The 11,522-nt window shown below is 61.7% G+C and carries 11 protein-coding genes and 1 tRNA gene; 6 read left to right on the top strand and 6 right to left on the bottom strand.

The annotated features are described in order from the left end of the window. Nucleotide 1: 1 nt before the first annotated feature. Nucleotides 2-77 (bottom strand) — tRNA-Asn (locus tag CWI66_RS13965). A gap of 188 nt (nt 78-265) precedes the next feature. Here CWI66_RS13965 and miaB point away from each other — a divergent pair. From miaB to lnt, 5 genes are all read left to right on the top strand, one after another. Next, complete coding sequence (gene miaB / locus CWI66_RS13960) at nt 266-1,609, top strand: tRNA (N6-isopentenyl adenosine(37)-C2)-methylthiotransferase MiaB (protein ID WP_081195650.1); 1,344 nt, start codon at nt 266-268, stop codon at nt 1,607-1,609. 86 nt (nt 1,610-1,695) lie between these two features. Continuing rightward, a complete protein-coding gene (locus CWI66_RS13955; RefSeq protein ID WP_100732010.1) occupies nt 1,696-2,787 on the top strand; it encodes a PhoH family protein in 1,092 nt (363 codons plus the stop codon). Beyond that, nucleotides 2,784-3,245 carry an rRNA maturation RNase YbeY gene (gene ybeY, locus CWI66_RS13950; protein ID WP_016914441.1) on the top strand — a complete coding sequence of 154 codons (462 nt, stop codon included), beginning with the start codon at nt 2,784-2,786 and terminating at the stop codon, nt 3,243-3,245. Before CWI66_RS13955 ends, ybeY begins: the two co-directional genes overlap by 4 nt. Before the next feature lie 124 nt (nt 3,246-3,369). Continuing rightward, nucleotides 3,370-4,251, top strand: a complete 882-nt coding sequence (locus CWI66_RS13945; protein ID WP_100732009.1) for an HlyC/CorC family transporter — start codon at nt 3,370-3,372, stop codon at nt 4,249-4,251. A 49-nt stretch (nt 4,252-4,300) separates the two neighbouring features. Further along, nucleotides 4,301-5,764: an apolipoprotein N-acyltransferase gene (gene lnt, locus CWI66_RS13940; RefSeq protein ID WP_100732008.1), complete on the top strand. Its 1,464-nt coding sequence runs from the start codon at nt 4,301-4,303 to the stop codon at nt 5,762-5,764. 73 nt (nt 5,765-5,837) lie between these two features. On the opposite strand, the gene phaC is transcribed toward lnt, so the two are convergent. The 5 genes from phaC to prmB all read right to left on the bottom strand — a co-directional run bounded on the left by phaC (nt 5,838) and on the right by prmB (nt 10,834). Beyond that, nucleotides 5,838-7,691, bottom strand: a complete 1,854-nt coding sequence (gene phaC, locus CWI66_RS13935) for a class I poly(R)-hydroxyalkanoic acid synthase (RefSeq protein WP_026001773.1) — start codon at nt 7,689-7,691, stop codon at nt 5,838-5,840. A 93-nt stretch (nt 7,692-7,784) separates the two neighbouring features. Further along, nucleotides 7,785-8,195, bottom strand: a complete 411-nt coding sequence (locus CWI66_RS13930; protein WP_016914445.1) for a phasin family protein — start codon at nt 8,193-8,195, stop codon at nt 7,785-7,787. Nucleotides 8,196-8,322: 127 nt separating this feature from the next. After that, on the bottom strand, nt 8,323-8,691 hold the full coding sequence (locus CWI66_RS13925; protein WP_100732007.1) for a hypothetical protein: 369 nt from the start codon (nt 8,689-8,691) through the stop codon (nt 8,323-8,325). Nucleotides 8,692-8,751: 60 nt separating this feature from the next. After that, complete coding sequence (gene aroC / locus CWI66_RS13920; protein ID WP_100732006.1) at nt 8,752-9,843, bottom strand: chorismate synthase; 1,092 nt, start codon at nt 9,841-9,843, stop codon at nt 8,752-8,754. 13 nt (nt 9,844-9,856) lie between these two features. Continuing rightward, nucleotides 9,857-10,834 (bottom strand): 50S ribosomal protein L3 N(5)-glutamine methyltransferase, encoded by a 978-nt coding sequence (prmB, locus tag CWI66_RS13915; protein WP_176212910.1) that lies wholly within the window; start codon nt 10,832-10,834, stop codon nt 9,857-9,859. A 124-nt stretch (nt 10,835-10,958) separates the two neighbouring features. On the opposite strand from prmB, the gene CWI66_RS13910 reads away from it, so the two are divergent. After that, on the top strand, nt 10,959-11,522 hold the full coding sequence (locus CWI66_RS13910) for a Smr/MutS family protein (RefSeq protein ID WP_081137530.1): 564 nt from the start codon (nt 10,959-10,961) through the stop codon (nt 11,520-11,522).

Genomic DNA, 11,522 nt, shown 5'->3' with positions numbered 1-11,522 from the left:
TTGGCTCCTCGAGCAGGACTCGAACCTGCGACCCAATGATTAACAGTCATTTGCTCTACCAACTGAGCTATCGAGGAACTGCTCAAACACGGTGCGTAGTATACTGATAGAAACGCGCGGGTCAAGTCTCGATTACAAGTGGAGTGCTAGCCGCTGGTTCGGTGTGTCCGTATAATGCAGCCATTCAGCGGCAGATGACTGCCCAACGATTTTTTCATTCATCCCTCGTCTCTTCAGAAAGACGACCCATAGACGACAGGTACCGATGGCGAAGAAGCTCTTCATCAAAACGCACGGCTGCCAAATGAACGAGTACGACTCCTCTCGGATGGCAGACCTACTCGGCGAATCCCATCAGCTGGAGCTCACCGACAACGAGAAGGAAGCGGACGTCATTCTGCTGAACACCTGCTCGATTCGTGAAAAGGCACAGGACAAGGTCTACCACCAACTGGGCCGTTGGAAGAAGCTCAAGGACGCCAACCCGGAACTGGTCATTGGCGTCGGTGGCTGCGTGGCCAGCCAGGAAGGCGAAGCGCTGCGCAAACGCGCACCTTACGTGGACATGATCTTCGGGCCGCAAACCCTGCATCGCGTTCCCCAGATGCTCGACGCCCGCAAGAACAACCAGATTGCGGCGGTGGATGTCACCTTCCCCGAAATCGAAAAGTTCGACCACCTGCCCCAGCCCAAGTCGGATGGCGCCACGGCGTTCGTGTCGGTGATGGAAGGCTGCTCCAAGTACTGCACCTTCTGCGTGGTGCCCTACACCCGCGGCGAAGAGGTCTCGCGCCCCTTCGAAGCCGTGATGGATGAGGTCATCCACTTGGCCGACCAGGGTGTACGGGAAATCAACCTGCTGGGCCAGAACGTCAACGCCTACCGCGGCGACAATGAGGATGGCGACGAGATCGACCTGGCCGAACTGATCGCCTGCATTGCCGCCGTGGACGGTATCGACCGTATCCGCTTCACCACCTCGCACCCGGTGGAGTTCACCGATAGCCTGGTCGATGCCTTTGCCGATATCCCGGAGCTGGTGAGCCACCTGCACCTGCCGGTACAGTCTGGTTCCGACCGTATCCTGAGCGCCATGAAGCGCGGCCATACGGCGGAAGAGTACATCGAGAAAATGGAGCGCATCCGCGCCAACCGCCCGGACATCAGCTTCTCCTCCGACTTCATCATCGGTTTCCCCGGCGAGACCGAAGAGGATTTCGAAGCCACCATGGACTTGATCCATCGCATTGGCTTCGACCACTCCTTCAGCTTCGTCTACTCGGCACGCCCTGGCACCCCCGCTTCGGGCCTGCCCGACGACACCCCGGAAAGCGTCAAGAAACAGCGTCTGGCCATTCTGCAGGAACGCATTCTGCAGCAGGCGGCGCAAATCAGCCGCCGTATGGTGGGCTCTACCCAGCGCATTCTGGTGACCGGGTTCTCGCCCAAGGACCCCGGCCAGCTCTCCGGGCGTACCGAGAACAACCGGGTCGTCAATTTCCGTGCTGCCAACCCCACCGAGCTGATTGGCTACTTCGTCGATGTCGAGATCACCGAAGCGCTGCCCAACTCGCTGCGTGGTGAACTGGCCTCCGCCGAGCGTTATTGAGCCTTCTCTTATCCTGGGTAATTGCCCCGACCCCGTCGGGGCATTAAGCTGAAACGCACACACACCAACGAAAGGGTTTCCTCCTCTTGAGCCAGCCATCACCTCAGGCCAATCGCATCATTACCCTAAGCCTTGAACCCAATGACCCGCAGCGCCTTGCCAGCCTCTGCGGCCAGCAGGACGAGCACCTAAAGCTGATCGAGAGCCGCCTGGACGTGACGTTGCGCAACCGTGGCAACGTTTTTCAGCTGGCCGGTGCAGCCAACCGCATCAAGGCGGCTGCCAATGTCCTTGAGCACCTGTACCGCGAAACGGCGGCCGCCGAGCTATCGGCAGATACCGTCCACCTGTTCTTGCAGGAGTCCGGACTAGAGGCTCTGGAGGAAGAGGAGGACGGTGAAGGCGGCAGCGACGAGGTGATCATGCGCACCCCCCGTGCCATGATCAAACCCCGCGGCCTGAACCAGCAGCGCTACGTGCAGAGCATCCGCGAACACGACATCAACTTCGGCATTGGGCCTGCGGGTACCGGCAAGACCTACCTGGCAGTGGCCGCGGCGGTCGAAGCGCTCAACCAGCAGGAAGTGCGCCGCATCCTGCTGGTGCGCCCGGCCGTCGAAGCAGGCGAGAAGCTGGGCTTCTTGCCCGGCGACCTGGCGCAGAAGATCGACCCTTACCTGCGCCCGCTGTACGACGCGCTCTATGAGATGATCGGCTTCGAGCAGGTGGCCAAGCTGATCGAGCGTCAGGTGATCGAAATCGCGCCGCTGGCGTACATGCGTGGCCGTACGCTGAACAACTCCTATATCATTCTCGATGAGAGCCAGAACACCACGCCGGAGCAGATGAAAATGTTCCTGACGCGGATCGGCTTTGGCTCGACGGCGGTGATTACCGGCGACATCACCCAGGTGGACCTGCCGCGCGGCCAGCGCTCGGGGCTTTCCCAGGTGCTGGACGTGCTCAAGGAGACCCCCGGCATCGGCGTGACCCATTTTGCTGCCAAGGACGTGGTGCGTCACCCGCTGGTGCAACGCATCATCGAAGCCTATGACGAGTTCGAGTCGCAGCAGGAAGTAGCCGAACGCGCCCGCCGCGAGGCGCGTCAGCAAGAGCGCGAAGCGCGCATGCTGGCCCTCGAACGCCAGGGCAATCGCGCTGGAGACGGCGACCAATGAACGAGCCGATGATCGATCGGCAAGCGGCCATCGACGAACCGCTGCTGCCCTCTCTCGACCAGCTCACCCAATGGGTGAGCTGCGTGTTTGCTCGCCATCCAGACGACGACCGCCAAGAGCTGACCATCCGGTTCGTGGATGAAGCCGAGAGCCAGGCGCTGAACCGCGACTACCGGGGCAAGGACAAGCCCACCAACGTGCTGTCGTTTCCTTTCGAGAACCCGCCTGGCATCACGCTGCCTCTGCTGGGCGATCTGGTGATCTGCCACGCGGTGGTGGCCCGGGAAGCCCATGAGCAGCACAAGCTGCTGGAGCACCATTACGCACACATGGTGGTTCATGGCACCCTGCACCTGATGGGCTATGACCATATCGAAGAGCAGGAAGCCGAAGAGATGGAGCAGCTCGAGCGGGAGCTGCTGGCGACCCTGAAGATCGATGACCCTTATCAGGCGTGAGTGACTTTGTTGCAGAAAGCTGCTGCTAGCGGTGGTGTCTGCCGCCACTCAGTGATACAACGATGAGCTGTCATCACCCCCCTTTAATCGAACTACCTTGCCCGTAACTGAGAGAACTGACGCAATGAGCGAAGATCGATCGAGCAACCCCAATCAAAAATCATGGCTCGAGAAACTCTTTGGCGCCCTTTCCGGAGACAGCGACGAACCCAGCTCACGGGATGAGCTGATGACGTTTCTACGCCACACGGCCGGCAAGCTGAAACTGGATCAGGACGCCATCATGATCATTGAAGGCGCCCTCGACATCAGTGCCCAGCAGGTTCGCGAAATCCTCATCCCGCGCTCTCAGGTCACCGCCATCGCCCTGGACCAGACCAGTGACGACTACCTGCCGCTGATACAGGAGACCGGCCACTCCCGCTACCCGGTGATGGGTGAAAATCTCGACGACGTCAAAGGCATTCTGCTGGTCAAGGACCTGCTGCCGCTGCTCTCCCAGACCCAGGAGCAGCGCGACGCCTTCAAGCTGGAAGACGTGCTGCGTCCGGCCATGTTTATTCCCGAATCCAAGCGCCTCAACAGCCTGCTCAAGGAGTTCCGGGACACCCATAACCACATGGCCATCGTCGTGGACGAGTATGGCGGCACCGCGGGCATCATCACCATCGAAGATATCCTCGAACAGATCGTCGGGGATATCGAGGACGAGCACGATACCGACGAAGAGGACGATATCCGCACGCTGGAAAACGGCCACTTCGCCATCCGTGCCTTGACGCCCATCGAAGACTTCAATGAACGCTTTGGCACGGCCTTTTCCGATGATGAGTTCGACACCGTGGGGGGGCTGGTCATGCAGCAATTCGGCCACCTGCCCGGCCGTGGCGAGCACACTACGCTAGGCGGTTGGCGCTTTATCATTCTGAATGCCGATAACCGGCGCATCCGCCTGCTCGAGGCCTATCGTGAACGCGATGCCGACGACGAGACCGACACCGACTAGCCACCACTGGCGCTGCGTTACCGTTGCACCCTGCTGACAGGATATTGCTATGAGGTTGACTCCCACGTTACCACTTCAACTGCTGGCCGCCCTGGTGGCCGGTGGTTTTACCACGCTCACCGCCTCCCCTTTCGAACTCTGGTGGCTGGGGCCTGTCGCCATTGGCCTGCTCTTTCTGGGCCTGCATCAGCTGAGCCCGGCTCAGGCCGCGCTGAAGGGCTGGCTGTACGGGGTCGCGCTGTTTGCCAGCGGCACCTCCTGGGTATACGTCTCGATCCATGATTACGGCTATACCGGCATGCCCTTGGCGGTCTTTCTCACCGCGCTGTTCGTGACCGTACTGGCGCTGTTTTTCGCGGGTACGTTCTGGCTCTATCGACGCTTCGTCGGCCCCCGTTGGGCAGTAGTGACCTTCGCCGGTGCCTGGGTACTGGGTGAGGTACTGCGCACCTATCTGTTTACCGGGTTTCCCTGGCTACTGGTGGGGTCGAGCTACGTCGACTCGCCCTTGGCCAGCTGGGCCCCCGTCGGCGGTGTCTATTGGCTCTCATTGCTGGTCGTTTTGAGCGGCACCCTGGGTGTGGCCTTCCTGCGCCGTCAGTGGTGGGCAGCGCTGCCGCTGGCGGCCATCTGGCTCACGCCTCTGGCACTACCCCAGCACTGGACCACGCCGGTGGACGAACCCACTCGCGTGGCCCTGCTTCAGGGCAACCTTCCGCAGCTACTGAAATGGACACCGGAAGGCCAGCGCAGCGCTGCCAACATCTACAGCGACCTGACCCGTCAGGTCGCAGACGATGCCGACCTGATCCTGTGGCCAGAGACCGCGCTGCCTATGATCGACAGTCAGGCGCGCCCGGTACTGGAGCGCGTGCAGAGCAACCTGCCACCTGAAACGGCGCTGCTCACCGGTATCGTGCAACTGGACGAGGCCAATCGCTACTTCAACAGTGTGATTGGTATCGGCAACGTGGAAGGCAGCTACCAGAAAGAGCATCTGGTACCGTTCGGTGAGTACTTGCCGCTGGAAAGCGTGCTGCGCGGGGCGATCAACTTCTTCGACCTGCCCATGTCCAGCTTTAGCAAGGGAGCATCTCATCAGGTGCCCATGCAGGCCGCCGGGGTCACCATCGGTAACGCGATCTGTTACGAAATCATCTATCCGCAACTGGTGGCACGCCGCGCCATGGATAGCGATGTCATCGTCACGATCTCCAACGACACCTGGTTCGGCGCCTCCATCGGCCCACACCAACACCTGCAAATGGCGCGCCTGCGTGCGTTGGAAAATGGCCGCTACGTGGTGCGTGCCACCAGCAACGGCATTACCGCCATCATCGACCCCCGCGGCAGGCTCGTCGACCGTGCACCGCAGTTCGAAACCACCTACCTGACCGGCGAGTTCCACGCCATGCAGGGGCTCACGCCCTTCACCCGCATGGGTAGCTGGCCCACCTGGCTGCTGGCAGGCCTGCTGTTGCTGCCTGGGGTTGTACGTCGCCGCGCAGGATAACGCACCTTGCTAGCCCTGCCTGCTGCCGGGCCCCCGCATTGACGCCGTTGACCGGCGAGCGGGGGCCTTGCTTTTAGCGGGCCGAGGGGGTTTCCCCCAGCACTTCTGGAATGGTCATTTTCACATAGCGGCCTGGGGCGGGCTCGATCACCTTTAACTGCCCCTCTCCGGGCTGACGGGCTGGCACCATTTTCTTCGGGTCGGCATCCGCGTAGCCGTTTTCCGTCACCCAGGCCTGCCAGTGCGGCCACCAGGAGCCTTCGTTGAAGGTCGCCCCTTGCTGCCATGCATCGTGGGAGTCCGGCAGCTCGTCGTTCGTCCAGTAGCCGTACTTGTTCTTGTGCGGCGGGTTAACGATCCCGGCGATATGCCCGGAGCCCCCTAACACGAAGGTCACTGGCCCCTTGGGCAGCAGCGCACCGTAGTAAGTACTGTTCCACTTGGCAATGTGGTCTTCCTTGGTCGAGACGAAATAGCTGGGCGCCGAGATCTTGCGCAGGTCGATCTTGACGTCATCCAGCTCGATGCCACCGGGCTCTACCAGGCGATTTTCCAGATACATGTGGCGCAGGTACCAGGCGTGGGTACCTGCGGTCAGGTTGGTGCCATCGGTGTTCCAGTAGAGCAGATCGAACGCCGCAGGCTCGTCACCTTTCAGGTAGTTGTTGATGTAGAACGACCAGAACAGGTCGTTTTCCCGCAGCAGGTTGAAGGTGTACGCCATGGAGCGACCGTCCAGGTAGCCCTTGAGCTGCATGCTCTGCTCCAGCCCTTGAATGACGCGCTCGCTGAGAAAGACGCCAATGTCGCCCGGGTCGCGGAAGTCCTGCAGCGTCGCCATGTAGGTCACCGACTTGACCTTGCGGCCACGACGCGTGCTGGTCAGGTAGGCCACCGTGGACGCCGTGAGCGTTCCTCCCACGCAGTAGCTGACCAGGTTGACCGACTTTTCGCCGCAGGCCTGCTCGATGGCCTCCATGGCACTGATCGGCCCCAGCTGCATGTAGTCGGCCCAGGTGATGTCGCGTTGAGCAGGGCCAGGGTTGCGCCAGGAGATCAGAAACACCGTGTGCCCCTGCTCTACCAGCCACTTGACCAGCGAGTTGTCATCGCGCAGGTCGAGAATGTAATACTTGTTGATCCATGGCGGCACGATCAACAGCGGCGTCTTGAAGGTTTTCTCGGTGGTCGGGGCGTACTGAATCAGCTGAATCAGCTCGTTTTCGTATACCACAGAGCCCGGCGTCACGGCGATGTTGTCGCCGACCCCGAAGGCGCTACGGTCGGTCATGCGTACGTTGATCCCTTCGGCCGAGTTGGCCAGGTCTTCGCGCAGGCGGGTCAGGCCGTCCACCAGGTTCTGCCCCTTGGTCTCCAGCGTACGCCGCATGACTTCCGGGTTGGTGGATACGAAGTTGGTGGGCGACATGGCGCTGACCACCTGACGCGCATAGAACGCCAGGTTGCGCTTGTGGGTGGGGTCCAGCCCGTTCAGGCCGTCGATCAGCTCCTCGACCATCTGCGAAAACAGCAGGTACTGCTGCATGATCGCCATGTAGTAGGGGTCCTGGCGCCAGGCCTCGTCGCTGAAGCGGCGGTCATGCTTGGGGGGCGTGATCAGCGGCGTGACCTGCTCGCCCGCCATGGCGCGAAGGCCCTGCTGCCACAGCAGCCACTGGTCCTGGATCAGCCGCGATTGGGTTTGCCACAGCAGGTTGGGGTTGCTCATCAGCGACTGGGCTGCCGCCTCGAAGCTTTCACGCATGTCACGGTAGACCGAGTCTGCGGCTTCACTGGGCACGATGCGCTGTAGCAGGTCTTCGAGCAGCCCCTTGTACTGCTCGGCAACGTCGTCCAATTGAGCTTTCCAGGCCTCCATTTCCGACTGGGTTAGCGGTTGAGACGGTATTTTCCACCCTGACTGCATACGAGTTCCCCCTCGCGTGCCGAGCATTGTTCGCTCTGACAGCTCATCCAAAAGAACGCGGCGCCTCATCGGCGCCGCGAACAGTATGTGATATCAGCTCTTGCGTGACGACTGGCTGGTGGCCTTGGCCGAGGACTCGCCTTTCGCGGTTGCCGTGGCCTGTTCGCTCATTTTTTGCCCGGCTTCGCTGAACAGCTTCTCCATTTCTGTCTTGAACTGCAGGGTCATCTCGCCCATGGCGCGGGCATCTTCCTGCATCTGCTGGGAAAGCTCGTTCATCATTTCCGCTTGCCGGGTACCGAAGTCACGCAGGCTTTCGGCATCGTTGATTTCGGTGGCGCTGCGAATACGCTCGGTCCCCATCTGGCTGTAGCGCTTCATGGCTTCCAGCTGGTACTGGGTCATCTTTTCCATGTTGTTGAGCATTAGCGAGTTCATCTTGCGCATCGGCTCGAACATCTGGCGGGTCTGGGCGCTGAACGCCTCTAGCATCTTGTCTTGCATTGTGGTAGCTCCTGTCTCTCATTCCCTGGCATGAGCCTGGAGTGGCTCATTCACATCGCAATTATTGTGCATCGCACAAAGAGTAATCGCTGGCTTGCCGCTTGACAACTCTGCTTTGGCGGCAGCCCTACCCTTTAGCGCGGGTTCGTGACGAGGCGGCTTTCGCCTTGGCACCTCGACTGCTGGCCGTGCTGGGTGCCTCTTGCTCCTCGCGGGACTGGCTGCTGGTGGCACTGGAACCCGCCTGCCGCAGCATGTCCAGCATCATCTGCTGGTAGGTACCGAAGTTGGCCAGCCCCTGCGATAGCCCTTGTTGCATCATCGGCTGCTGCAGGAACGGGCGCATCAGGCTCATGGGGTCGTAACCCTCCACCCCGGACTCCATCTGGTGCTGGATGTTGTCCAGCAGGCTTTGCTGAAACGCCTCGACATCCGGTAGCCCCAGCGAACGCCGAAACTCGTCCGGCGTCAGGTCAAACTCAACGTTGATCTTCATAGGTGACTCCTTGACCGTCATGCTTGAGTGTAGCAGCGAACCCCGAGGCGTACCGTGGCGTTATCGCTGGCCGATAGTCGGTGTATCAACGCTGACATCGGCATTCTGCCCACGGTGGCGCAGCCAGTGATCCAGCAGCGTCATGGCCATCATGGCTTCGGCAATCGGCGTGGCACGAATGCCCACACAGGGGTCATGACGCCCCTTGGTAATCACCTCCACCGGCTCGCCGTGCACGTCGATTGAGCGGCCCGGCGTGGTGATGCTGGAGGTCGGTTTCAGCGCCAGCCGTGCCACGATGGGCTGGCCACTGGAAATACCGCCCAGCACGCCCCCGGCATGGTTGGAGAGGAACCCCTCAGGGGTCAGCTCATCGCGGTGCTCGCTGCCCCGCTGTGCCACGCAGCCAAAACCGGCGCCAATCTCGATGCCTTTTACCGCATTGATGCTCATCAGACCATGCGCCAGATCAGCATCCAGACGATCGAACACCGGCTCGCCAAGCCCCACCGGCACGCCTTCCGCCACCACGGTGATCTCTGCCCCCACCGAGTCCTGGTCACGGCGCAGCTGATCCATGTAGTTTTCCAGCTCAGGCACTTTGTCCGGATCGGGGCAGAAGAAGGCATTCTGCTCGACGCTGTCCCAGTCTTTGAAGTCGATCTTGATCGGCCCCAGCTGGCTCATGTAGCCACGAATCTGAATGCCCTGTGCCGCCAGTACTTTCTTGGCAATGGCTCCGGCCGCCACGCGCATGGCGGTTTCCCGAGCGCTGGAGCGCCCACCGCCCCGGTAGTCACGATGCCCATACTTGTGATGGTAGGTGTAGTCGGCATGGGCGGGCCGGAACTGATCCTTGATCTTCGAGTAGTCCTTGGAGCGCTGGTCGGTATTCTCGATCAGCAGGCCAATGGAGGTCCCCGTGGTCTTGCCTTCGAACACGCCAGAGAGAATGCGGACCTGATCCGGCTCCTTGCGCTGGGTAGTATGCCGGGAGCTGCCGGGGCGGCGGCGATCCAGGTCACCCTGCAGATCGGCTTCGCTAATCTCGATACCGGGCGGGCAGCCATCGACGATGGCCCCCAGCGCAGGGCCGTGGCTTTCGCCAAAGGTGGTGACGGTAAACAGTTTGCCAAAGGTGTTGCCAGACATGGGCGTTATTTCCTCACGCAAAAGACGCCGCATGGGCGTCGAGTTCAGCGGCGCTCAGGGCAAACACGCCCTGGCCGCCACGCTCGAAGTCAAGCCACATAAAGGGCACGTCGGGGAAAGCGGCCTCTACATGACGGTCGGAGTTGCCCACCTCGACGATCAGCCAGCCGTCGTCGCTCAAATGGCGGCGCGCGTCACGCAGAATACGCCGGACGATATCCAGCCCATCGCTGCCAGCGCCCAGCGCAAGGTCCGGCTCGTGGCGGAACTCGGCGGGCATGGTCGCCAGGTCGCGGGCGTCCACGTAGGGCGGGTTCGAGACGATCAGGTCAAATGTCTGCCCCTGAAGGCCGCTGAACACGTCCGACTCCCAGGCGCGCACTCGGTCACCGACACCGTGACGGGTGATGTTCTGGCGCGCCACGGCCAGGGCGTCCTGGCTGATATCCGCCAGCGCGACATCACAGGTGGGCAGCACCAGCGCCGTGGCGATGCCGATACAGCCGGAGCCGGTACACAGGTCCAGCACCCGAGCGGGGGGCTCTTCGGGGAACCAGGCGGCAAAGCCATCTTCAATCAGCTCGGCAATGGGCGAGCGCGGAATCAGCACGCGCTCGTCTACCGAGAAGGGGTAACCCGCGAAGAAGGCCTCACCCAGCAGGTAGGGCAACGGGCGACGAGTGGTGATGCGCTCGCGGGCGAGCTTGATGATGCGCGAACGCTCCATGGGGAGCAGCCGCGCATCGAGCACGGCGGGGTCGACGTTCCAGGGCAAGTGCAGCGCGCCCAGGCTCAGGGCGACCGCTTCGTCCCAGGGGGACTGCGTGCCGTGGCCATAATGCAGGCCCGCCAGGTAAAACTCGCTGGAGACCCAGCGCAGGTAATCGCGCAGCGTTATCAGCTCGTGTGCCAGCGTCGAATCAGGCAGTGAAAGCGTAGAAGTGGACAGCTCTTCAGGGGAGTGCGTGGTCACAGGGGCTCCTGGCAACATGACATCATGGGAGGATTGTACCTTTGACGCCGCTCGGTTCACAGCCACGAGGTTCACAGCGACGCCTGGCTCGCTATACTGTGTGTCTCTATCACCGTGTACTTTCACCGATGCCGAGCCGACCATGACGCGACACCTGCCCAACGACGACGATATCAGTGCCTTTCGCCAGGCACTGCAGGAAGCAGGCGTACGCCGTATTGCCACCAACCAGGCGGACCCCGGCAAACCCAAACGGCAACCCGACAATCGCGAGGCCCGCCGCCGCGCCGCCGTGGAAAGCAATACGCTGCAGGCCAGCGGCCGCACCTCCGACGGGCGTGTCGAAGCCGTGCGCCCCTCCGAGTACCTGGAGTTCAGCGTGCCGGACCTGCCCTGGCGCACCTTCAGCCAGCTCAAACGGGGGCAAACCGCCTGGCAAGCAGGGCTCGACCTGCATGGCTACACGCTGGAAGAGGCCCGCCTGGAGCTGGAGAGCTTTCTGGGCGATGCCGCAGCCCAGGGGCTGCGCTGCGTGCTAGTGGTGCACGGCAAGGCGTGGGGCAGCAGTGCGGATTTCCCTGTCTTGAAGAGCCACACCAACGCCTGGTTGCGAGAGTGGCCTGGCGTGCTGGCGTTTTGCTCCGCCACCGACGTGGATGGCGGCACAGGGGCGGTCTATATTCTGCTGCGCAAACGCGGCCAGTAG

It is taken from the genome of Halomonas sp. 141, from assembly GCF_002810305.1.
GTDB lineage: Bacteria > Pseudomonadota > Gammaproteobacteria > Pseudomonadales > Halomonadaceae > Vreelandella > Vreelandella stevensii.
This window is presented reverse-complemented; position numbering and strand designations above follow the sequence as displayed.